This is a genomic window from Streptomyces sp. NPDC006435 (assembly GCF_040612315.1).
In the GTDB taxonomy this organism is placed as follows: domain Bacteria; phylum Actinomycetota; class Actinomycetes; order Streptomycetales; family Streptomycetaceae; genus Streptomyces.
Genome location: NZ_JBEXPY010000023.1, coordinates 105,042 through 128,457 on the forward strand (window position 1 = coordinate 105,042; position 23,416 = coordinate 128,457).

The window sequence follows — 23,416 nt, forward strand, 5'->3', positions numbered from 1 at the left end:
GGTGAGGACCGGCGCGGGAGGGTGTGACGGTGCCGCGCGGAGCGGCCGAGGGGGTGCGGACCGTCGGTCCGCACCCCCTCGTGCATCGCTGTGCCGTCACTCCGTGCGCAGGCCCTCCGGGCGCATCATGCGCCACAGCGGTGGCAGGGAGATCAGCGTGACCAGGAGGATCAGCGCGCCGCCCGCGCCGGCCATCGGCAGGAACAGCCACCAGTCGGTGACCTCCTTGTCGAGCATGTGGATCAGGGTCGCGCCCAGGCCGAGTCCGCCCGCGACCGCCACCGCCAGCCCGATGACCACGGGCACCGCCGTCTGCCAGAGCACCGACCAGCCCAGCGTGGAGCGCCGGGTGCCGAAGGCGACCAGGACCGACAGCAGGCGCTTGCGCTCGCGCAGCTGTTCCAGCTGGGAGACCATCATCGAGGCCGCGATCAGCAGCAGCGTCGCCGTGCCGCCGACCTGGAGGCCGCGCTGCACGCTGGCGTACTTCCGGTCGCGGGCCTCCGAGGTGAGGGACGAGACCCGGGCCATGGGGTCGACCTCGGCCACGGCGTTGCGTACGTACTCCGCGGCGTCCTTCACGTTCTCGTCGATCCGGACGTGCGCCTCGGTGGTCGCGTCCGGCAGGGTGCTCGGGTCCACCGCGCCGAGAGTGGCCAGGATGCCGCTGGTCTCGTCACCCAGCGCGGTGTTCCGGGCGGTGACCGTCCGGGCGTCGGCGGGCAGCGTCCACCGCACCGACCTCTTGAGGTCCCCCGAGTCGACCATGACGTCCTCGCCCTTGCGGGCCGTCTGGTCGATCCACTGGGACATCTCCTTGTTCTTCGTGGGGTGCGAGACGAAGGTGTCGCCGTCCTTGCAGGAGTCGATCCGGGCCATCTCGCGCAGGCTCGCGCAGTCGGCGACGGTCAGGCTGGTGGTCCGCTGGACCTCCGGGTTGCCCTTCGCGTCACCGGGATTGGTGACGTACACGTTGACCTTGCCGATGGCCGACTTCACGCCCTTGGCGGCCCGGAGCGCCTCGACGGTCCGGGTGGCGCCGTCCCGGGTGACCTTCTCGGAGTACGAGGAGAACTGCGCCCGCGTGGCGTCCTGCTGGGTCACCTTGGTGAACTCGTCGGCGACCGCGGCGGTCAGCATCTGCAGCGCCACCGCGCCCGCGACCGCGACCGTGATGCCGCTGACCGCCCGGGAGGCCGACCCGCTGCTCAGCTGGAGCCTGCGGACGGCGAGCTGCCAGGGCACCGGGCCGCCGCGCAGCCGGTTCACCAGCGCCTCGACCAGCCAGGGCAGCAGCAGTGCGAGCCCGACCAGGACCAGTACCGCCCCGCCCGCGATCCGGTACGGGTTGACCGGCTCGTACATGTCGACCTTGCCGGTCAGACCGAGCACCGCCAGGCCGGCGAACGGCAGCGGCAGCCGCCACCAGAGCCGGCGCCCGCGGCTGCGGCCGTTGCGGATGACGCCGAGCGGCTCGACGACCACCGCGCGCATCGCGGCCAGCGTCACCACCACCGCCGTCAGCGGCACCGCGACGACCACCAGGGCCGTCAGCCGGAGGTCGGGCACCAGGTCGGCCGGGAAGACGCTGACGTTCCACATCTCGATGCCGCCGACGAACTGCCGGCCGACGAAGAAGAACACCACGCCCGTCACCACGCCGAGGAGCGCCCCGAACAGGGCCTCGCCCGCCGCGATCCGCCGGGTCATCCGGGTGTCCGTGCCGACCAGGCGCAGTGCGGCGAGCCGGCGGTCGCGGCGGTCGCCGCCGAACCGCACCGCCGTCACGATGAAGATCGCGACCGGCATCAGCAGCACCACGCAGATCATGATGATCAGCACGATCAGGATGGGCGGCATCTCCTCGGCCATGCCCCGGTCGCCGTACCCGGCGATCCGCTGGGCCCCGTGCCCGGCGGCCAGGGTGTCGTTGCCCGCGTAGTAGACCAGGTCGCTCGGCGAGACCAGGCCGGGACCGGCGATCGTGCCGGTGACCCGGTACGGCAGCCGCTCCTGGAGGAGGGCGCCGTCCGGGGAGTCCAGCAGTTCCTTCAGCGCGGGGGAGACCACCATCTCGCCGGGGGCGGGGAAGCGGTCGACGCCCGGCGGGCGTGCCGGGTGCGCACCGTCCGCCCGCATCAGCCAACCCTCGACGACGTGCCCGCGGAACTCCGTCTCGACGTCGGACAGCAGCACCGAGGTGTCGGACTTCGAGGCGGGTTTGCCCGACGAGGCGTCGAGGATGCTCGCGGCGCGGGCCGCGCTGCGGTCGGAGCGCTCCTGGAGCATGTGCGGCACGGAGGCCGCGGTGAGCAGCAGGGCCACCCCGAGGCCGACGCCGACGGCGGTCAGCGCGGTACGGATCCAGCCCTCGCGGCCGCCCCCGGCACCGAAGCGCATGCCGAGGCCGAGGTCGCGCATCCAGGCCGCGAGACCGGTGGGGGCGATGGGGCGCGGGGCGGCCGGCGGGGCCGCCGCGTTCTTCTCGTCGAGCATGGTCATCCGATGTGCTCCAGGTCGCGGGTCCGCCCGTCGCGCACGGTCACGTCACGGTCGGAGTACGCGGCGACGCGGGCCTCGTGGGTCACCAGGACCACGGCGACGTTGGTGGACCGGGCGGCCTCGGTGAGCAGCTGCATCACGCGCTCGCCGTTCAGCGAGTCCAGGGCGCCGGTCGGCTCGTCCGCGAAGATCACCTTCGGGGAGGCGGACAGCGCGCGGGCCACGGCGACGCGCTGCCCCTGACCGCCGGAGACCTCACCGGGACGCTGGGCGGCGACGGTGTCGACCTCCAGTCGCTCCAGCCAGTGCAGGGCGGTGCGCTCGGCGTCCTTGCGCTTGGCGCCGGCCAGCCGGAGCGGCAGGGCGACGTTCTCCACGCAGGTCAGCTCCGGGACGAGCTGGCCGAACTGGAAGACGAAGCCGAACTCGGTACGGCGCAGCGCGCTGCGCTCGGCGTCCGACATCGCGGACAGCTCGCGGCCCGCGTACGTGATCGTGCCCCGGTCCGGGGTGACGATGCCCGCGAGGCAGTGCAGCAGGGTCGACTTGCCCGAGCCGGAGGGGCCCAGCACGGCGACGACCTCGCCGGGGTGGATGGAGAACGAGGCACCGTCGAGTGCGGGCGTCTGGTTGTACGTCTTGTACAGGCCCTCGGCACTGAGCAGGGAACCGGCGGGGGTCATGCGCCCACCTCCGTGGCGAGTCGGTCGAGCCGGGCGGCGGTCAGTTCCAGCCAGCGCAGATCGGCTTCGAGGTGGAAGAGCGCGTGGTCGCAGATCAGCTGGTCGGCCAGATCGCCCCCGCGCTTGCGGTCGGTCAGGATGCGCATGAGGCGCAGGTGCTCGGCGCGCTGCGTGTCCAGCAGGGACTCCGCGCTGCGCCCGGTGAGCAGGGCCAGGACGACCTTGGTGTAGAGCGTCGACTGGAGGTACGGCTCGGGCTTCTCCGGCTGGGCCAGCCAGGCGCCGACATCGGTGATGCCGGCCTCGGTGATGGCGTACCGCTTGCGTTCGGGGCCGCCACCGCTCTCTATCCCGTCGACCTCGACGAGCCCGTTCTTGAGCAGCCGCGACATGGTCGAGTAGACCTGCCCGTAGTGCAGGGGGCGGTCGTGGCCGAACTTCTCGTCGAACGCTCGCTTGAGGTCGTAGCCGTGGCGTGGGCCGGACTCCAGGAGCCCGAGCAGGGTGTGGCCGATAGACATGCGGAGCACTGTACATGGTGTGTATACCTCGGGTGTATACGGGGGGTGGGGGTACGGGAACGGGCGCGGGGAAAGCCTCTCCCCGCGCCCGCGTCTTCTGGGAATGATTCGTTCCGGCCAGGGTCCGTCGCCCGGGGCCCACCTTCCGGTCCCGCTCTCCCGCGCCCGTGCGCACCCGTGCCCTCAGTCGTCGCCAGTGCCAGTGCCAGTGCCAGTGCCCGTACCGGTGCCCGCGTCCGGTCCCCGGCCCTCGTCCGGCTCCGGCCGGTTCTTCGGCGGGCGCCCGCGGCGCGGGATCGGCCGGGCCGTCCCCGGCAGCCGGCCCGCCTCCGACAGCGCGCGGCGCAGCAGGAACTCGATCTGGGCGTTCGCGCTGCGCAGCTCGTCGGAGGCCCAGCGGGCCAGGGCGTCGTGCACCGCGGGGTCCAGCCGCAGCAGCATCTGCTTGCGCTGCGGCTGTTTCCTGCGCTCCGGGGGCTGTCCGGTCACTGGTAGAGCGTGCCCGTGTTGAGTACCGGCTGCGCCGCGCGGTCGCCGCACAGCACCACCATCAGATTGCTGACCATGGCGGCCTTCCGCTCCGAGTCGAGCTCGACGATGTCCTGCTCGGCGATCCGGGACAGCGCCATCTCGACCATGCCGACCGCGCCCTCGACGATCTGCTGCCGGGCCGCGACCACCGCTCCGGCCTGCTGGCGCTGGAGCATCGCGGAGGCGATCTCGGGGGCGTACGCGAGGTGGCTGAAGCGCGACTCGATGATCCGGACGCCGGCCGCCTGCACCCGGGCGGTCAGCTCCACGGCCAGCTTCTCGGTGATCTCCTCGGCGTTGCCGCGCAGCGAGAGGCCGCCCTCGTCGTGGGCGTCGTAGGGGTACTCGATCGCGATGTGCCGGACGGCCGCCTCGGTCTGGGTGGCGACGAACTCCAGGAAGTCGTCGACCTCGAAGAGGGCCTGCGCGGTGTCCTCGACCTTCCAGACGACGATCGCGGCCAGCTCGATCGGGTTGCCGTAGGCGTCGTTGACCTTCAGGACCGCGGTCTCGTGGTTGCGGACCCGGGTGGAGATCTTCCGGCTGCTGGTGAGCGGGTTGATCCAGCGCAGTCCGTCCGTGCGGATCGTGCCGACGTACCGGCCGAAGAGCTGGATCACCCGGGCCTCGCCCGGTGCGACCATCTTCACACCCGTCATGCAGAAGAACGAGGCGATGACGAGCAGGACCCCGAAGATGCAGACCGGGACGCCCACGCCGTTGTTCCCGTTCGAGCCGACGACGCCGCCGATGACGGCCAGGCCGATGCCGGCGATCACCCCGAGCACGGTCAGCAGCAGGCCGAGACCGCCGGGAATGCTGTGCGCCGTCACCTCTCTCACCTGGGGCTCGGGCATCTGCGGGGCGTCGGGCGCGATTTCGGCAGGCAGGGTGGCCACATCGTGCGGATTGCTGTGGTCGGTCATGGAATCCCCCGTTTCGTACGGCTGGCTCGTGCTAGCAATGTGATTACACATTAACGGTCTTCGCAACCCTGGGCACCTCTCGTGAGTCGGTTCCCTAGAGAACGGGTGCTGATTGTCACGTCCGAGAAAGACCGCATCGCTTGCTTTTTGTCCTCGCCGACGGTGTTAGCTGGCTGGGCCGAGTGATCCGGTCCAGCAGAGAAACAGGAGCAACACAGCGATGGGTCGAGCTGATGCGCGACGAGCCCAGCGGCGCGGAGCGCGGCGGGCCCCCAATGGCGGCCGCATACGCAGGCTCTTCACCTGGAAGAAGATGCTGGGCACCTTCTTCGGGCTCTGCCTGCTGCTCATGGGCGCCTTCGTCGCGCTCTACATGTACGTGGACATCCCGAAGGCCAACGCCCTGGCCGAGCGGCAGAGCAACGTCTACCAGTACAGCGACGGCTCCCTGCTGACCCGGACCGGCGACGGCGTCAACCGCCAGATCGTGGACCTCGGGGAGGTTCCCGAGGACGTGCAGCACACCTTCGTCGCCGCCGAGAACAAGACGTTCTACGACGACGAGGGCATCGACCTGAAGGGCACCACCCGCGGCATCCTCAATACGCTCAGCGGCAAGGGCAAGCAGGGCGGCTCGACCATCACCCAGCAGTACGTGAAGAACTACTACCTGACGCAGGATCCGACGATCAGCCGGAAGCTCAAGGAGCTGGTGATCTCCCTCAAGGTCGACAGCAAGAAGAGCAAGAACTACATCCTCGCCGGGTACATCAACACCGCGTACTACGGTCGCGGCGCGAGCGGCATCCAGGCCGCCGCGCAGGCCTACTACGGGGTCGACGCCAAGGACCTCGACGTCTCCCAGGGCGCCTACCTGGCCTCCGTGCTCCAGGCCCCCAGCCAGTACGACTGGCAGACCGCGAGCGAGACCGGCAGGAAGCTGGTCAAGGACCGCTGGGCCTACACGCTGGACAACATGGTCGAGATGAAATGGCTCGACCAGGCCGAGCGCGACAAGCTGAAGTTCCCGGTCCCGCAGAAGGCCAAGCCCGCCAAGGGCATGGAGGGCCAGACCGGATACCTCGTCGAGGCGGCCAACAAGGAACTGGACAAGCAGGGCGTCACCGCGGAGATGCGGCAGGCCGGCGGCTGGACCTTCACGCTCAACATCGACAAGAAGCGGCAGAAGCAGCTGGAGGCCTCGGTCGAGCGCCAGCTGGAGTCCAAGCTGGACCGCGAGGGCAACAAGGTCGACGCGACCGTCCAGGCCGGCGCCACCTCCGTGAACCCGAAGACCGGCGCCGTCGTCGCGATGTACGGCGGCGTGGACTACGTCAAGCACTACTACTCCAACGCCACGCGCCAGGACTACCAGCCCGCCTCCACCTTCAAGCCGCTGGTGTTCGCCTCCGCGCTGGAGAACGGGTCCAAGACCCAGAACGGCGACCTGATCGGCGTCAACACCCGCTACGACGGCACCAGCAAGCGGCCCGTCGTGGGCAGCACCACTCCGTTCGCCCCGCAGAACGAGGACGACCGCAGCTACGGCGACGTCACCGTGCAGAAGGCGATGAACGCCTCCATCAACTCGGCCTTCGCACAGATGGTCGTCGACGTCGGCCCGGCCGAGGTGAAGAAGACCGCGCTCGCGCTCGGCGTCCCCGACAAGAACTTCCCCGAGCGCCCCGCCATCACGCTGGGCACGATGAACGCCTCGACCTGGGACATGGCGGGCGCGTACGCCACGCTCGACAACCACGGCAAGAAGGTCACCCCGTTCATCGTGAAGTCCGCCAAGCACCGCGAGCGGACGGTCGAGCCGGTCGAGGGCGTCGGCAGCCAGGTCATCAGCCGCAAGTCCGCCGACACCGTCACCTCCGTCCTGCGGGGCGTCGTCCAGAACGGCTCCGGCAGCAAGGCGTCCAGCGCGTCCTACGAGGCGGCGGGCAAGACGGGTACGTCGGAGAACAACAAGTCGGCCTGGTTCGCCGCCTACACCCCGGACCTGACCACGGTCGTCGCGCTCTTCGGCGAGTCGCCCAAGGAGGGCGGCGGCCAGGTCAGCCTGACCGGTACCGCCAACTCCGGCCGGGCCAACGGCGGTGGCTTCCCGGCGGAGATCTGGGCGGACTACACGCTCGGCGCGCTGAACGGCACCCACGCCACGTTCGACCTGGAGGACGTCGAGCAGGGCGAGACCAGCCTGCCGCCGGCCTCGCAGAGCCCCTCGCAGTCGCCGAGCACCGACCCGTCGACCACGCAGTCGCCCTCCACTCCGGCCCAGAGCCCGAGCGACACGGCCAGCCAGTCGCCGAGCCAGTCGCCCGAGGTGCCGCCGAGCCAGTCGCCCGAGGTGCCGCCGCCGAGCCAGTCCCCGGAGCCGCCGACCGGGGGAGTGGTCCCCGGCAAACCGGCCGACGGTGACGAGAACGGCGTCGCCAACAACGCCCCCAGGCAGTGAGGGGCTGAAACACAGAGGTCAGGGGCGGTGCCGGCCGGCACCGCCCCTGACTCCGTTCCGCGACAGGCTCTCAGCCGCCGTTGACCTTCTTGGCGATCCGGTCGCCGAGGTCCTTGTCCACGTTGCGCCAGTACTGCAGCGCCCGCTCCAGGACCGGGGCGCTCACCCCGTCCAGCAGATGGCCGGAAATATTGCCCACCATCCGCTCCCGAGCGGCGTCGTCCAGCACCTTGCGCACCAGCGTGCCCGCCTGGCCCCAGTCGTCGTCCTCGCTGTGCAGCTTGTACGCCTCGTGGACCATCTCGCCCGCCGTCGCCCAGCCCGCCGGGTCGCCGAAGCTCGCGGTGTCCGCGGCCGGGCCGCCGTAGGAGTTCGGCGCGTAGACCGCTCCCGTACGGCTCGGCTCGTACCGCATCGGGCCGTCCTTCGCGTACGAGTTCCGGCCGAAGCGCGGGCGGTTCGGGGGCAGCTGCGCGTAGTTCGGGCCGATCCGGTACCGGTGGGTGTCCGGGTACGAGAACAGCCGGCCGAGCAGCATCTTGTCGGGCGAGGGCCCGATGCCGGGCACCAGGTTCGACGGCTCGAAGGACGCCTGCTCGATGTGGACGAAGAAGTCCTCCGGATTCTCGTCGAGCGTCATCCGGCCGACCTCGATCTCCGGGTAGTCGGCGTGCGGCCACACCTTCGTCAGGTCGAACGGGTTGAACCGGTAGTCCGGCGCGTCGTCGAACGGCATGACCTGGACATACAGCGTCCAGCTCGGGTGGTCGCCGCGCCTGATCGCCTCGAACAGGTCGCGGCGGTGGACGTCGCCGTCCACACCGGCCATCCGGTCGGCCTCGTCCTGGGGGTAGAAGTCGATGCCCTGGTCGGTCTTGAAGCGGTACTTCACCCAGAACCGCTCGCCGCCCGCGTTGACCCACATGTAGGTGTGCGAGCTGTAGCCGTTCATGTGCCGGTACGTCTTCGGGATGCCCCGGTCGCCCATCAGCCACGTCACCATGTGCGCGGACTCGGGGGACAGGGTCCAGAAGTCCCACTGCATGTCGTGGTCGCGCACCGCGCTGTCCGGGCGGCGCTTCTGCGAGCGGATGAAGTCCTGGAACTTCATCGGGTCGCGGACGAAGAAGACCGGCGTGTTGTTGCCGACCATGTCGTAGTTGCCCTGCTCGGTGTAGAACTTCAGGGCGAATCCGCGGGGGTCGCGCCAGGTGTCGGGGGAACCCTGCTCACCGGCGACCGTGGAGAAGCGGGCGAGCATGGCGGTCTGCTTGCCCGGTTGGAAGAGATCGGCCTTGGTGAACTGACTGATGTCGTTGGTCACCCTGAAGGTGCCGTAGGCCCCCGACCCCTTCGCGTGGACCACTCGCTCGGGGACCCGTTCGCGGTTGAACTGGGCCATCTTCTCGATGAGGTAGTGGTCCTGGAGCAGGATCGGACCGTCGGCCCCGACGGTGAGCGAGTGTTCGTCGCTCTCCACCGGGATGCCGGCGTTGTTCGTGGTGTAGGGGGTGCTCCTGGTCTTCGGTTCCTCGGACACGAGCGTCCTCCCGTCGGTGGGGGTTTCGGTCAGGTCGTCTCGTTCACGACCGAGTCAAACCCGCCGACAGGAGGTCGGCAACATTTCGTCACCGTCCGTACGGGGCTCTTCCCCGGGCCCCGTACGGTCCCGTCGTCCGGCGCCCCTACTGGACCCGGGTCGGCATCTCGAACCAGACCACCTTGCCGGTCGAGAGCCGGGTCGCTCCCCACCGTCTGGCCAGCCGGTTCACCAGGAAAAGGCCGCGACCGCCCTCGTCCATGTCCCGCGCCCGGCGCTGCCGGGGCAGCTGCGGGGCGTCGTCGCCGACCTCGCAGCGCAGGATGTCGGTGCGCAGCAGCCGCAGCGAAACCGGTCGCTCCGCGTAGCGGACGGCGTTGGTGACCACCTCGCTGACCAGGAGCTCCACCGAGTCGGAGAGGTCGTCCAGACCCCACCGGCTGAGCGCGCGCCGGGCCAGCCTGCGGGCCCGGCCCGGGGCGGTCTCCTCCGGCTCCAGGTGCCAGTAGGCGACGTCGCTCGGCGCGATCCCGTCGAACCGGGCGGCGAGCAGCGCGATGTCGTCGTCCCGGTCACCGGGGCCGAGCATGTCCAGGACGTCGTCGCACAGCGCCTCCAGCGGCGGCGAGTGGTCCGGGCCGGTGAGCCGGGCGGTGGCGGCGAGCCGTTCGCGCAGCATCTCGATGCCGGTCCACACGTCCCGCAGCCGGGACTCCACCAGGCCGTCGGTGTACAGCAGCAGCGTGGCGCCCGCGGGCGCGTCCAGCTCGACCGCCTCGAAGTCCACCCCGCCGACCCCGATCGGCGCGCCCGGCGGCACCCGCAGCACCTCCGCACGGCCGCCCAGGTGGAGCAGGACGGGCGGCGGATGCCCGGCGTTGGCGACGGTGATCCGGTGCGCGACCGGGTCGTACACCGCGTACATGCAGGTCGCCATGCGGTCGCTGCCCAGCCGCTGGGCCTGCTCGTCGAGGTGGTGCAGCACCTCCTGCGGCGGCAGGTCGAGCCCGGCCAGGGTCTGCGCGGTGGTGCGCAGCTGGCCCATGATCGCCGCGGACGTCATGGAGTGGCCCATGACGTCGCCGACGACCAGGGCGACCCTGCTGCCGGGCAGCGGGATCGCGTCGTACCAGTCGCCGCCGACCCGGGCCGTCTCGGCGGCCGGGAGGTAGCGGGAGGCGAGCCGGACCCCGGTCGGCTGCGGCAGCGAGTCGGGCAGCATGGTGCGCTGGAGCTCGTCGGCGATGTACGCCTCGCGCCCGTACAGCACCGCCTTGTCGATGCCGAGCGCGGTGTGCGTCGCCAGCTGGGCCGCGACCAGCAGGTCGTTGGCCTCGAAGGGCGGGCGCTCGGTGCCGCGGAGGAAGACGGCGGCGCCGATCACCCGACGCCGTCCGCGCAGCGGGGCGAGGATCGCGCGGTGCCCGGTGGGCACGGTGCGGTCGGCGCCGAGCAGCTCGGGCAGCGCGGCGCGGGCCGCCGCGGAGTCCCCGAAGACCGGGCGCACCCCGCGCAGCACCTCGGCCAGCGCGCCGCCGGAGCGGACCTCGCACAGCTCGGCCGCGGGCGCCAGGTCGTTGTGCGGGTCGAGGACGGGCAGCCGCAGCCGCTCGATCTCCGAGGCGCTGTCCGCCGCCCCCTCCTCGTTCAGCCGCAGCCGGTCGGACCGGCGCAGCCGCAGCACGAAGGGGGAGACCGGCCGCTCGTCGCCGACCGGGAGCGGGTCGCGGAGGTAGACCAGTATGGCGTCGGAGAACGTCGGCACGCTGGCCCGGCACAGGCCCAGCACGATCTCGTCCAGGTCTATGCCCCGGGCGATCCGCCGGGTGGCGGCGCCGACGAACCGCAGCCGGTCGCCCTCGCGACGGGCCGCGGCCTGGGGATCGAGTCCGGCGGGGCCGGTGCTCGCCGCGGGGCCGGGCGAAGCGGTCGGCCCCGGGATCGCGGCGGCAGGGGAGGCGGCCGGAGCGGCGTCCTGCTGCCGCGGCCGGGTGCGTTCCTGCGACCGGGCGGCGAGAGGCTGCCGGCCTTCGTGGGAGGTGGGATGCTCCGTCACGCGTGGGATTCCGTCCGTCCGGGCCGGTTGTATGAGGCAATCGCCTTGTGAGGCGTTACTGTGCCCCGGCAAGAGCGGCGATAACAACGGCTGTCATCGGATGCCCCGGGACACGGGGCTGAAACCGGATGCCTGCGGGATGGGCCGATGACAACGTTTCTGGCGACGGGGCGGGCAACGACGAGCACGTCTCCACCCCCTCGTAGTGGCTCATACGATTCATACGACTGATGCGGCTCATACAGCTCATGCAGTGCGCGGTGCTCGTGCGGTGACTTGTGGTCAGGTGCTGCGCCGCACCTCCCGGTTGGGGTGGAGCGGCCCTCCGGAGGACGATCCTACGTTTGCCCCCCTGGGATGCATCAAGGGTCTCACGACGGCATACGCGTGGGGGTACGGTCCCAGTCATCCGGAAGCACCGGAACGCGCCACTGCGGATCGGGCCGCCAGTCCTCCCAGCCGTCCCGGAACGGGGCGCCCCACTCCCGGATCACATCGACGGCCGCGAGGCCCGCGGCCCGCACGTCACGGGCGGCCCCGGGGGTCATCAGACCGGCCCGCCGGGCCATGTCGAACTCGTCCTCGTCGCGCCACACCCAGCTGCGGTCCGGGTACACGGAGATGTCGAGAAAGTGATCCTCGGAATCGACGCCGCCCTCCCACCGGGTGTGCGGTTCCTCCAGGTTCACGTACCAGCTGCGGAACCGCCAGGCGGGTTCCCAGAACAGCCAGACCGACCAGGGTTCGCCCGGCCGGGCGAGCTTCAGCACGCCGTTGCCGAGCCAGCTGGTGCGGGCGGTGGTGCGCGGGGCGGTGTAGCGGGTGGCGAGCGGCTCGGCGTGCACGTCGGTGCCGTTCGCCAGCACCGGCTTCACGCACTCGGTCCCCGGCGCCACCCACACGGCGAGCAGCTCGTCGGTGTCCTGCACGACGGTGACCGGGCGGCAGATGTGGAACGGGGCCGGGGCACCCGCCCGCCCCGGCGCGGGCGGCGGGCCGTTGCGACGGTAGCGCCAGAGGATGTGGTCCCCCGGTGCCCAGTGCTCGGTCTGTCCGCTGCCCGTACCTGTCATGGACGGATCCTAGGGCGCCCGGCGCCCGTCGGCTGCGGCGCGGGTCACGGACCGGACTTCCGGAACACGCCCCGGGGTGCCCGGTGCCCGGTGCCCGTCGGCTGCGGCGCGGGTCACGGACGGGTCATGCGCAGCACGTCCAGGGCCTCGTCGAGCTGCTCCACGGTGAGGTCGCCGCGTTCGACGTAGCCCGAGTCCAGCACCACCTCGCGGATCGTGCGGCGCTCGGCGAGGGACCGCTTGGCGACCTTCGCGGCCTCCTCGTAGCCGATGTACTTGTTCAGCGGGGTGACGACGGACGGGGAGGACTCGGCGTACTCCCTGGCCCGCTCGGCGTGCGCGGTGATCCCGTCGACCGTGCGGTCCGCGAGCAGCCGCGAGACGTTGGCCAGCAGCCGCACCGACTCCAGCAGGTTCTTCGCGATGACCGGGAGCATCACGTTCAGCTCGAAGTTGCCCGCGGCGCCCGCGACGGCGACCGTCGTGTCGTTCCCGGTGACCTGGGCCGCGACCATCAGCACGGCCTCGGGGACGACCGGATTCACCTTCCCCGGCATGATCGACGAGCCCGGCTGGAGGTCGGGGAGGCTGATCTCGGCCAGGCCGGTGCGCGGCCCCGACGCCATCCAGCGCAGGTCGTTGGAGATCTTGGTGAGCGAGACGGCGATGGTGCGGAGCTGGCCCGAGGTCTCGACGAGGCCGTCCCGCGCGCCCTGCGCCTCGAAGTGGTCGCGGGCCTCGGTCAGCGGCAGTCCGGTGGCCCGGGCGACCTCGGCGATGACGGCGGCGGAGAAGCCGGGCGGCGTGTTGATGCCGGTGCCGACGGCCGTGCCGCCCAGTGGCAGCTCGGCGAGGCGGGGGAGGGAGGCGCGCAGCCGTTCGACGCCGTACCGGACCTGCGCCGCGTAGCCGCCGAACTCCTGGCCGAGGGTGACGGGCGTGGCGTCCATCAGATGGGTGCGCCCCGACTTCACCACCGTCGCGAACTCGACGGACTTGCGTTCGAGGGAGGACGCCAGGTGATCCAGTGCCGGGATCAGGTCGCCGGTGACGGCCGCGGTCGCGGCGATGTGGATGGACGAGGGGAAGACGTCGTTGGACGACTGCGAGGCGTTGACGTGGTCGTTGGGGTGCACCTCGCGGCCCAGGCGCTCGGTGGCGAGGGTGGCCACGACCTCGTTGGTGTTCATGTTGGACGAGGTGCCCGAGCCGGTCTGGAAGACGTCGACCGGGAAGTGGTCGTCCCACCGCCCCTCGGCGACCTCCCCGGCGGCCTCCTGGATCGCCAGGGCGATGTCCGCGTCGAGCACCCCCAGTTCGGCGTTCACCTTCGCGGCGGCGGCCTTGATCCTGGCCAGGGCCTCGATGTGGGCCCGCTCCAGCCGCTGCCCGGAGACCGGGAAGTTCTCCACGGCGCGCTGCGTCTGGGCCCGCCACCTGGCGTTCGCCGGGACCCTCACCTCGCCCATCGAGTCGTGCTCGATGCGGAATTCCGCGCCGTCCGCGGGGGCCGGTGCGCCGCCCTGTGAGTCGTCCATGGGGTTCAACCTCCTGAAAAAGTTGAGCACTTGTCTTGTTGTTTCTATTCCCAAGATGGCTACCGACCAGTAAATACCGGGGGTAACCACAACCCGGGAGGCGCAATGAGGCGCACGAGGCACAGGCTTCGTCGTACGGTCGCGGCCGCCGCGGCCATGGCGGCGGCGCTCGGCGGCGCGGTCGCCGCCGCAGGACCGTCAGGCGCGGCGGAACGGTCCGGTACCACCCCTATCGCATCCACCCCCCTGTCGCCCGAACTGGAGGCCATCCGCGCCGCGGAGGCCACCCGGCTGTACGGCGACCCGGCCGAGCGCCCGCTCGCCGAACGCAAGACGGGGCTGATCTCGCTCGGCGACAGCGAGATATCCGGCGAGGGCGTCGGCACGTACGAGTCGGGCACCAACGGCCCCGACAACTGGTGCCACCGCTCGCCCGACTCCGCGATCCACCGCACCGGCATCCCGGCGGACGTCACGTACAACGTCTCCTGCTCCGGCGCGTACACCGGCAACATCGTGATCGGCGGCTCGAAGCAGTACGCCGACGAGCTGGTGCAGAGCGACAACCTCGCCATCAAGGCGCGCAACACCCGCATCAAGATGATCGTGCTGGTGGCGGGTGCCAACGACGACCTCCAGTTCGGTCCGGTCATGACGGACTGCGTCACGCGCTGGGTGCTCTCCCAGGGCACCTGCCAGCCCAAGTACGAGGGCGGCTGGCAGGCGCGCGTCGACGGGCTCGTCCCCAAGGTCGAGAGGACGGTGCGCGATCTGAGGACCGTCATGTCGGGGGCCGGCTACGCCGACGGCGACTACAAGCTCGTCGTCATGGGCTACCCGAGCCCCATCGGCCCGGACTTCTACGACAACCCGAACTTCCCCGGGAAGCTTCCCGGCGGCTGCGCCGGTTACGACTCCGACGCCGCCTGGGGCCGCAACGTCGCGGTGCCCGCCTTCGAGCGCGGCATGCGCAAGGTCGCCGCGGACACCGGAGCCGTCTACCTCGACAACTCGCGGCTCTTCCACGGCCACGAGGTCTGCAGCGAGTCCACCTGGGCCCGCGGCCTCTACATCGACCTCGGGCACTTCCCGCCGGACTCCAACTCGCTGCGGCAGTCCTACCACCCCAACGCGGCCGGCCACGGCGCCTTCGCGTCCTGCCTGACCCAGGTCTACAACTCGAACCTGCGCGAGGCGAGCTGCGCCGACCCGGCGAGCACCGGGAAGCCGGTCCTGCGGGCCGGGGCGTGGGACGACCTCTTCGAGCCCCTGAGGAACGAGGCCACGGGCACCTGCGTGGACGCCCCCGGCTCGGTGACCCGCAACGACACGAAGGTCGGCGGCTGGGACTGCCACGGCGGCCGCAACCAGGGCTGGTGGTACGACTCCGGCACGAAGACCCTCCGCACGGCGCTGAGCCACGACCGCTGCCTCGACGTGCCGGGCGCCGACTACGAGGCGGGCGTCACGGCCATCCTGTACAACTGCTCGGGCGCGGCCAACCAGCAGTTCGTGCGGCAGTCGGGAACCCTGCGCCCGGCGGCCTCGACCGGGCTGTGCCTGACGCTGGCGGGGGCGAAGGAACCGCTGAGGCTGCAGAGCTGCGACGGCGGCGCGCAGCAGCGGTTCGCGTGACCGGCGACCGGTCCGCCCGGTGAACGCCCCGGGGGCGGAACGGCAGCAGCCGTCCCGCCCCCGGCGGTGTCCGGGACGCCCCGGACGGGCTCTCAGCCGGTCGTCATGAACGCGCCCAGCGCGGCGCCCAGATGACCGGGGTCGGCCGCCCCGCACAGCTCGCGCGCCGAGTGCATGGACAGCCCGGGCACCCCCACGTCGACCGTCGCCACGCCCAGCCGGGCCGCGGTGAGCGGACCGATCGACGTGCCGCACGGCATCGCGTTGTTGGAGACGAACGGCTGCCACGGCACGCCCGCCCGCTCGCAGGCCGACGCGAACACCGCGACGCCGGTGCTGTCGGTGGCGTACCGCTGGTTGACGTTGACCTTGACGGCGGGGCCGCCGTTCGGCAGCGGACGGTGGTCCGGGTCGTGCCGCTCCGCGTAGTTGGGGTGCACCGCGTGGGCCATGTCGGCGGAGACGCAGAAGGCGCCGGACAGGGCGCGCGACCAGTCCTCCGCACCGCCGCCGCGCGCGAGGACCGAGCGGTTGAGCACCCGCTCCAGCAGCGGGCTCTGCGCCCCGGTCTCCGAGCCGCTGCCGACCTCCTCGTGGTCGAAGGCGGCCAGGACGGGCACGTACGCGGGTTCGTCGGCCGCGGTCGCGGCGGCCACCAGGGCGGCGACGCCCGCGTGCACGGACACCAGGTTGTCCAGCCGCGACGACACCACGAACTCCCGGTCCGCACCCAGGTATCCGGGCGGCTGGACGTCGTGGAGCATCAGGTCCCAGCCGATCACCCGCTCCGGTTCGACCTCGGCCGCCTCCGCGATCCGGCGCAGCAGGGCGCCCTCCGCGCGCTCCCCGAGCGCCCACACCGGGGCCAGGTGGCGCTGCCGGTCGAGTGCGAGCCCCTCGTTGACCGTGCGGTCCAGGTGGATCGCCAGCTGGGGCACCCGCAGCAGCGGTTCGTCGATCTGCACCAGCCGGGAGTCGGCCGTGCCGTCGGGGCCGCGCAGCGCGAGCCGCCCGGAGACGCCCAGGTCGCGGTCCAGCCAGGTGTTCAGCGGAACGCCGCCGTAGATCTCCACGCCGATCTGCCGCCAGCCCGCGGTGGAGGTGTCGGGGGAGGGCTTGACCCGCAGGTTCGGGGAGTCGGTGTGGGTGCCGACGATCCGGAAGGGGGTGTGGGCCGGGGCGCCCTCGGGGACGTACCAGGCGATCAGCGCACCGCCGAGGGCGACGAAACTGCCGCCCGTCGTTCCCGTCCAGTCGTCCGTGCCGCGCAACTCGCGGAAACCGGCCTTCTCCAGGCGCTGGGCGACGCTCGCCACCACGTGGTACGGGGAAGGACTGGCGCTGATGAAGGACAGCAGGTCATCGGTGTGGCTGCGGTGGGGAAGCGGCGTCATTCGGCGTCCGCCTTTCCGGTGATTCGAGGGTGAGGGTGGAGGGACCCGCAGCGGGCGGCCCGGCCCGTTGCGGCGTGTGCGGTGCGGTGCGGTGCGGTGCGGCGACCGGCCGGGGAGGCCGACCGGGGAGTCCGGCCGGGACGGGTCCCCCGGCTCCCGGCGCGGGGCGCCGGCCGCCGGGCCGACGGAGTGCTTCAGGAACGTTCGACAACTCACCGCAGCGGCCCGGGGGGACGCAAGCCCGGCCCGCCGCCCGCTGCGTGAAAGCGGCGGTGCCGGACCGCGGACCGGGCACGACCGCACCCGGCCCCGGAACCGCGGGGACGGGCGCCGGGCCGGGGTGACGGGCACCGGGCGGGCGGTGTCCCGCGCGGAAGGGTTCCGGCGGGGCGAGGGCGGGCTCCGGGGCCGGGCGGACGGGCCCCGGAGCCGAGGAGCTCAAGATTGGCTTGATTTCGTCGGACGTGACGGCTCATCGGTTCTGCTCGTCACGCTCGGCGACGGACCGCTCCGACGTGTCCTGTGCGTCCGGTGCGCGGGAGGTGTCCGATGTGTCAGGAGCGTCCGGTGCGGCGGACCGCTTCCGCAGGGCCGAGATCCTGATCAGGAACACCACGGCGACCACGACGGCCGCCCCGTGCGACCAGGCGACGACGGTCAGCGGGCGGTGACCCTCCAGCGCCGCCGAGACCAGGATCATGCCGACGCCGAAACCGAGGTTCTCCACGGTCGCGGAGAGCCCGAAGGCATGGCCGCGCAGATCGGGGGAGAGCGTCTGCAGATGGGAGGTGTACGAGACCTCGGTGAGCCCGTCGGCCGCTCCGGCCACCAGTGCGACCACGGCGGTCGCCGCCATCGGGAACCCGGCGAACGCCAGGATGAACGCCCCGGACATCAGACACGTGCCGTACCCGAACCCCGCCGCGCCCACCGACCGCCCGGTGCGCACGGCGTACCGCTGGATCACCTGCTGCGCGACGACGTTGCCCAGCGCCCACAGACACCAGAACGCGCTGACGAACACGGCGGGACGCGCGGCGTCGAGCGCGGCCGAGTGGACCGGCAGCGCGGCGTTGTGGGAGGAGGAGCCGAGGGCGTCCACGCTCCGCAGCACCACCATCAGTCCCAGACCGGGCACGGCGGCCGTCGCGAGGAACGCGCCGGGCATCCGCCACCGCCGCCCCTCCCGTACCGCCTTCCCGTCCTTCGCCCCCGGGATCCCGCCCGCGGCCTTCCCCGTCCCCCCGCCCGCGATCGGCAGCAGCGCCACCGTCACGGCGCAGACCACGAAGGTGGCCATGTCCACCACGAACGCGGCGGTGTACCCGACGAGCGAGACCACCACGCCCGCCGAGGCGAAACCGGCCACCATCGCCAGGGAACGGCCCGTGATGGAGAGGGAGTTGGCCCAGGACCTCCGGTCCTCGCCGACCATCTCGGGAACGGAGCTGCGCAGCGCCACCATGAACAGCGTCCCGCAGCCGCCGACCACCACGGAGACGGACATCAGCGCGGCCGTCCGCGCCCCCTGCGGCGCGAGGACCAGCAGCAGCATCACCGCGGCCTGCGCCACGTTCGTCCACAGCATGACGGCCTTGGCGGCGAACCGGGCGAGGAGACCGCCGGCGACCAGCCCGGCGACGAAGCCGGACGCCAGCCGCACGGTCATGAACAGACCCATCGCCAGCGCCCGGCCCGTCGTCTCGTAGACGAACAGGTTGAGCGCCACCATGTTCAGGAAGGTGCCGTACGAGGACAGCGCGTACCCGGCGACGAGGAACCGGTAACGGCGCTCCCCGCGTGCCGCGTCACCCGGCCCGGAACCCGGGGCACGGCCCGACCGGTCGTTCGCCTGTTCGATGTCGTGCGTCACCGGCCCATCGTCACCGAGCGACCGCGTTCACCCACGGCGTGCCGAGTGCACGAATGTAATCTGCATGGTTGTGAAGGACGATTATTCCGGCCCACGGGCGTGTGATTGCCGCGAATCGTCACCGGACCACGCGTGCGCCACGGCCCTCGCGGTCTACCGGCGCGCGCTCACGGAGGGCAGCCTTCCGGAGGGCGAGGTGCCCGGTTGCCTGAGCGCCCTGCATCTGATGGTGGAGGACCGCGACGCCCCGGGACGCCTCATCCCCGTACCGCCGGAGACCGCCTCCTTCGACGCGCTCGGGTCCATCGAGGAGGCGATCGCCCGCAAGCGCCGGACGCTCCGTTCGACCCGCGCCGTCCTGGCCGCGTTCGAGGACCTGTACGTCGATCTGCACCGGCTCGAACAACCCGCCCTCACCCGGCTCTCCGGCGAGGCCGTCATCGGCAAGGCGCTCGACGCGGGCGTCGCCGGCTGCCGCGAGGAGGTCCGCACCGCCCACCCGGGCGGCGGGCGTCCCACGCACGCGCTGGAGGAGGCGCTGCCCCGGGACCTGCACAACCTGCGCCGAGGCATCCGGCAGCGGACCATCTATCAGCACACCGTCCGCTCGGACCGGGTGACGCTCGCCTACATAGAACGGGTGACGACCGAGGGCGCCGAGGTCAGGACGCTCCCCGAGGTCGTCGACCGGATCATCGTCTTCGACCGGGACCTCGCCTTCATCCCGTTCTCCGACGAGCCGCACAGCGCCCTGCGCATCCAGCACCCCTCCCTGGTCCGCTTCCTGGCCCGGCACTTCGACGAGGCATGGGCCCGTTCGGTCCCGGTCCGCCCGGAACGGGTGCCGCTGCGCACCCCGATGGTCACGTCGGACCTGCAACGGACCATCCTGCAGGCGGTCGTGGGCGGTGAGACGGACGAGTCGATCGCCCGCCGGCTCGGCATGAGCCGCCGCAGCGTCGCCGAGCACGTGCGGAAGGTCTCCGAGCAGTTGGGCAGCAACGGCCGGGCCCAGCTCGGCTACCTGGTCGCGACGTCGGGCCTGCTGGAGGAGTGAGCCCCGGGGACACCGGGACCGGACGGCCCGTGCCCCGTCGGGGGAGGCCGGGGAACGGGCCCGCGGGGGCGTACCGGGCGGTCGTGCCGCCGGTACGCCCCCGCGGGCGCGATGTGCCGGTGCGTCAGGCGAGGCCGGGGCCCCGTACCGGAATGCTGGTGAACGTCGGCGCCGGGGCGGGCTCGGTGAAGAAGTCGTTGCCCTTGTCGTCGACGACGATGAACGCGGGGAAGTCCTCGACCTCGATCCGCCAGACCGCCTCCATGCCGAGCTCCTCGTACTCGACGACCTCGACCTTCTTGATGCAGTCCTGCGCCAGGCGCGCGGCCGGGCCGCCGATCGAGCCGAGGTAGAAGCCGCCGTGCGCGTCGCACGCGTCGGTGACCTGCTTGGAGCGGTTGCCCTTGGCGAGCATCACCTTGGAGCCGCCCGCCGCCTGGAACTGCTCGACGTAGCTGTCCATGCGGCCGGCCGTCGTCGGGCCGAAGGAGCCGGAGGCGTACCCCTCGGGCGTCTTCGCCGGGCCCGCGTAGTAGACCGGGTGGTCCTTCAGGTACTGCGGCATCTCCTCGCCCGCGTCCAGCCGCTCCTTGATCTTGGCGTGCGCGATGTCGCGCGCCACGACCAGCGGGCCGGTCAGCGAGAGCCGGGTCTTGACCGGGTACTTGGTCAGCTCGGCCAGCACCTCGTCCATCGGCCGGTTGAGGTCGATCTTCACGACGTCGCCCGACTCGTCGAGGTGCTCGTCGGTGGTGTCGGGCAGGAAGCGCGCCGGGTCCTTCTCCAGCTGCTCCAGGAAGACGCCCTCGGCGGTGATCTTCGCGACGGCCTGGCGGTCCGCCGAGCAGGACACCGCGATCGCGACGGGCAGCGAGGCGCCGTGCCGGGGAAGACGGACGACCCGCACGTCGTGGCAGAAGTACTTGCCGCCGAACTGGGCGCCGATGCCGATCTTCTGCGTCAGCTCGAAGACCTTCTCCTCCAGCTCCTTGTCCCGGAAGCCGTGACCGGTGGGGGAGCCCTCGGCGGGCAGCTCGTCCAGGTAGTGCGCGGAGGCGTACTTGGCGGTCTTGAGCGCGAACTCGGCCGACGTGCCGCCGACGACGATCGCCAGGTGGTACGGCGGACAGGCGGCCGTGCCCAGCGAACGGATCTTCTCCTCCAGGAACTTCATCATGGAGGCCTCGTTCAGCACGGCCTTCGTCTCCTGGAACAGGAACGACTTGTTGGCCGAGCCGCCGCCCTTCGCCATGAAGAGGAACTTGTACGCGCCGCCGTCGGTCGCGTACAGCTCGATCTGCGCCGGGAGGTTCGAGCCGGTGTTCTTCTCCTCCCACATGGTGAGCGGGGCCATCTGCGAGTAGCGGAGGTTCAGCTCGGTGTACGCGTCGAAGATGCCGCGCGACAGGGCCTCCTCGTCACCGCCCTCGGTGAGCACGTTCTGCCCGCGCTTGCCCATGACGATCGCGGTGCCGGTGTCCTGGCACATCGGCAGCACGCCGGCCGCGGCGATGTTCGCGTTCTTCAGCAGGTCGAGCGCGACGAACTTGTCGTTGGACGACGCCTCGGGGTCGTCCACGATCCGCCGCAGCTGCGCCAGGTGGGCGGGGCGCAGGTAGTGCGAGATGTCGTGCATGGCCTCGGCGGCCAGGGTGCGCAGTGCCTCCGGGGCGACCTTGAGGAACGTACGACCGTCGGCCTCGAAGGTGGAGACGCCCTCGGAGGTCACCAGGCGGTACGGCGTGGTGTCCTCGCCCAGGGGGAGCAGATCGGAGTACGCAAACTCTGGCATTACGGCCATTCCTCACTCGGCAGACGGCGGCTGACCTCCCTTGGGCAGCGCATCCACCAGGGTAGAACGCCGCACGGGTGCCGAAGCTGTGAGGTAAGGCTCAGTTCCACCCTTCCGGGACGGGTCCGTGGTACGGCGGGGTGTGCGAGGGGGAGGGGCGGCGGGGCGCGGTCGGGGTGTGCGAGGAGGAGGCGCGATGGGGCGCGGTCGGGGTGTGCGAGGAGGTGCTGAGGGTGCGTGCGGGGCGACACGACAGGGTCCGCGGGGGTAGTCGCGATCTATCGCGTTTCGGTACGCTGGGTCGGTGGACCTCGAAAAGCACCCCCAGCAGCCCGTAGCCCCCGCGGAGCCGGCCGGTATCCGCGCCTCCGACGCGGACCGGGACCGGATCGCGGACATCCTGCGGGAAGCCATGGCCGAGGGCCGGCTCACCGCCGAGGAACACTCCGAGCGGGTCGACGCGGTCTACCGCGCCAAGACCGTCGGTGAGCTCGAACCGCTGGTGCGGGACCTGCCCGCCGCCTCGACCGCCGCCCGCCCGGCCACCGCGGGCGTGCCCGCCCACGGCGACCCCGCGGGTCCGGTCGACAACATGGTGGCGATCTTCAGCGGGTCCACCCGCAAGGGGCGTTGGCGGGTCGGCAGCCGCACGAATGCCTTCGCGCTCTTCGGCAGTGTGGAGATCGATCTGACCGAGGCTCTTTTCGGCCAGAGACTCACGGTCATCAACGCCACTTCCGTCTTCGGGAGTGTCGATATCAGGGTTCCCGAGAACATCTCGCTGCGCGGCAGCGGCACGGGTGTCTTCGGCAGTTTCGAAGTCACCACACTGGAATCCGCGGATCCGGAAGCGCCGGTGGTCGTCGTCAACGGCTATTCGGTTTTCGGCAGTGTCGAGGCGAGGCCCAAGCGCGGAAAGTTCATTGCGGACCTTCACGACCGGCTGCGCAAGCACTTCGGCTGACAGGCGGCCCACCAGGCGATACGTCCCCGATGGGGGCAGGGTTCGCCGTACCCGGATTCCGGCGGACCCGCCCGCGCCGAACCTTTCGGCCCTTGTCGTACTTCTCCCGGGTGCTCCGAAGTCGTCCGAAGCCATCCGGACTGTTCCGGAATTCTCCGAGACGCTCCGGGCATTTCCGGTTCACTCCCGGTTCTCCCGGCTTTTCCGGAGCGCATTCGAACTGCTTCGAACTCCTTCGAGAACAAGCCAAAATGCCGCGCGGGCATGATTTGGCGGACCCGGACGAAGAGCCACTCAGTGCATAGGCGCGCGCACAGCGGGTAGGGGAAGCTGCATCGTCTCCCGCTCGCGAAGTCGTCAGGAGTAGACCGTGCTGCAACTGCCGCATCAGCCCCTGCAGGTCGCCGCCGTTCCTCCCCAGCGCACCCCCGCGCGGGAGGACCAGGCCGGCCCCTGGCATTCGGAGGCGGTGTGCCGCCGGGACGAGGCCGGGCTGTTCTTTGCCCCGTCGAAGGAGCCGACTGCTGCCAGACTCGCGCGCGAGGAGTCGGCGAAGCGCCTCTGCGCTCGTTGCCCCGTGATGATCGAGTGCCAGGAGCACGCGCTCATACAGCCGGAGCCGTACGGGGTGTGGGGCGGGCTCACCGCCGCCGAGCGCCGAGTGGTGCTCGCCCGCCGCAGACGGCGTGAGATGGAGCTCAAGGCCTCGTCCGCGTCCTCCGCCGCGGCGGACCGCATCGCCGCGGCGGGCTGACCGGGCCGAGCGGATCGGGCCGGACGACGCGGGCCGGGCGGATCGGGCCGGACAGTGCGAGCCGGACAGTGCGAGCCGGACGACGTGGGCCGGACGACGTGGGCCGGACAACGCGA

At 71.4% G+C, this 23,416-nt stretch carries 17 protein-coding genes; 5 read left to right on the forward strand and 12 right to left on the reverse strand.

Annotated features, from left to right (window positions below; all coding sequences use genetic code 11):
* Window positions 1-96: 96 nt before the first annotated feature.
* From ABZZ04_RS22730 to ABZZ04_RS22750, 5 genes are all read right to left on the reverse strand, one after another.
* Window positions 97-2,502 (reverse strand): FtsX-like permease family protein, encoded by a 2,406-nt coding sequence (locus ABZZ04_RS22730; protein ID WP_356934010.1) that lies wholly within the window; start codon window positions 2,500-2,502, stop codon window positions 97-99.
* Window positions 2,499-3,185, reverse strand: a complete 687-nt coding sequence (locus ABZZ04_RS22735) for an ABC transporter ATP-binding protein (RefSeq protein WP_356934011.1) — start codon at window positions 3,183-3,185, stop codon at window positions 2,499-2,501. Before ABZZ04_RS22735 ends, ABZZ04_RS22730 begins: the two co-directional genes overlap by 4 nt.
* A complete protein-coding gene (locus ABZZ04_RS22740; protein WP_356934012.1) occupies window positions 3,182-3,706 on the reverse strand; it encodes a PadR family transcriptional regulator in 525 nt (174 codons plus the stop codon). The genes ABZZ04_RS22735 and ABZZ04_RS22740 overlap by 4 nt, the downstream gene beginning before the upstream one ends.
* A 183-nt stretch (window positions 3,707-3,889) precedes the next feature.
* Window positions 3,890-4,147 carry a hypothetical protein gene (locus ABZZ04_RS22745; protein ID WP_356934038.1) on the reverse strand — a complete coding sequence of 86 codons (258 nt, stop codon included), beginning with the start codon at window positions 4,145-4,147 and terminating at the stop codon, window positions 3,890-3,892.
* A gap of 44 nt (window positions 4,148-4,191) precedes the next feature.
* Entirely contained in the window at window positions 4,192-5,163 is a 972-nt protein-coding gene (locus ABZZ04_RS22750; RefSeq protein WP_356934013.1) for an SPFH domain-containing protein, read from the reverse strand.
* A gap of 220 nt (window positions 5,164-5,383) precedes the next feature.
* Between ABZZ04_RS22750 and ABZZ04_RS22755 the strand changes: the two genes are divergently transcribed.
* A complete protein-coding gene (locus tag ABZZ04_RS22755) occupies window positions 5,384-7,624 on the forward strand; it encodes a transglycosylase domain-containing protein (protein WP_356934014.1) in 2,241 nt (746 codons plus the stop codon).
* 70 nt (window positions 7,625-7,694) lie between these two features.
* Here the strand turns inward: ABZZ04_RS22755 and ABZZ04_RS22760 are convergent, their stop codons facing one another.
* The 4 genes from ABZZ04_RS22760 to ABZZ04_RS22775 form a co-directional block, all read right to left on the reverse strand.
* Complete coding sequence (locus tag ABZZ04_RS22760; protein ID WP_356934015.1) at window positions 7,695-9,164, reverse strand: catalase; 1,470 nt, start codon at window positions 9,162-9,164, stop codon at window positions 7,695-7,697.
* Between the two features lie 145 nt (window positions 9,165-9,309).
* Window positions 9,310-11,220, reverse strand: a complete 1,911-nt coding sequence (locus ABZZ04_RS22765; protein WP_356934016.1) for an ATP-binding SpoIIE family protein phosphatase — start codon at window positions 11,218-11,220, stop codon at window positions 9,310-9,312.
* 371 nt (window positions 11,221-11,591) lie between these two features.
* A complete protein-coding gene (locus tag ABZZ04_RS22770) occupies window positions 11,592-12,293 on the reverse strand; it encodes a DUF402 domain-containing protein (protein WP_356934017.1) in 702 nt (233 codons plus the stop codon).
* Window positions 12,294-12,406: 113 nt separating this feature from the next.
* Window positions 12,407-13,831, reverse strand: a complete 1,425-nt coding sequence (locus ABZZ04_RS22775; protein WP_356934018.1) for a class II fumarate hydratase — start codon at window positions 13,829-13,831, stop codon at window positions 12,407-12,409.
* A gap of 105 nt (window positions 13,832-13,936) precedes the next feature.
* Here ABZZ04_RS22775 and ABZZ04_RS22780 point away from each other — a divergent pair, with 105 nt between their 5' ends.
* Entirely contained in the window at window positions 13,937-15,466 is a 1,530-nt protein-coding gene (locus ABZZ04_RS22780) for a ricin-type beta-trefoil lectin domain protein (RefSeq protein ID WP_356934019.1), read from the forward strand.
* Between the two features lie 92 nt (window positions 15,467-15,558).
* On the opposite strand, the gene ABZZ04_RS22785 is transcribed toward ABZZ04_RS22780, so the two are convergent.
* On the reverse strand, window positions 15,559-16,860 hold the full coding sequence (locus ABZZ04_RS22785; protein ID WP_356934020.1) for a M18 family aminopeptidase: 1,302 nt from the start codon (window positions 16,858-16,860) through the stop codon (window positions 15,559-15,561).
* Window positions 16,861-17,332: 472 nt separating this feature from the next.
* Window positions 17,333-18,733, reverse strand: coding sequence for an MFS transporter (locus tag ABZZ04_RS22790; protein ID WP_356934021.1), 1,401 nt, complete (start codon window positions 18,731-18,733; stop codon window positions 17,333-17,335).
* Window positions 18,734-18,929: 196 nt separating this feature from the next.
* Between ABZZ04_RS22790 and ABZZ04_RS22795 the strand changes: the two genes are divergently transcribed.
* Window positions 18,930-19,790 carry a LuxR C-terminal-related transcriptional regulator gene (locus ABZZ04_RS22795; RefSeq protein ID WP_356934022.1) on the forward strand — a complete coding sequence of 287 codons (861 nt, stop codon included), beginning with the start codon at window positions 18,930-18,932 and terminating at the stop codon, window positions 19,788-19,790.
* Between the two features lie 124 nt (window positions 19,791-19,914).
* Here ABZZ04_RS22795 and ABZZ04_RS22800 read toward each other — a convergent pair whose 3' ends face one another.
* A complete protein-coding gene (locus ABZZ04_RS22800) occupies window positions 19,915-21,591 on the reverse strand; it encodes a fumarate hydratase (protein ID WP_356934023.1) in 1,677 nt (558 codons plus the stop codon).
* A gap of 295 nt (window positions 21,592-21,886) precedes the next feature.
* On the opposite strand from ABZZ04_RS22800, the gene ABZZ04_RS22805 reads away from it, so the two are divergent.
* Both ABZZ04_RS22805 and ABZZ04_RS22810 read left to right on the forward strand, forming a co-directional pair.
* Window positions 21,887-22,546, forward strand: a complete 660-nt coding sequence (locus ABZZ04_RS22805) for a DUF1707 domain-containing protein (protein ID WP_356934024.1) — start codon at window positions 21,887-21,889, stop codon at window positions 22,544-22,546.
* A 370-nt stretch (window positions 22,547-22,916) separates the two neighbouring features.
* On the forward strand, window positions 22,917-23,300 hold the full coding sequence (locus tag ABZZ04_RS22810) for a WhiB family transcriptional regulator (protein WP_148838976.1): 384 nt from the start codon (window positions 22,917-22,919) through the stop codon (window positions 23,298-23,300).
* Window positions 23,301-23,416 lie beyond the last annotated feature (116 nt).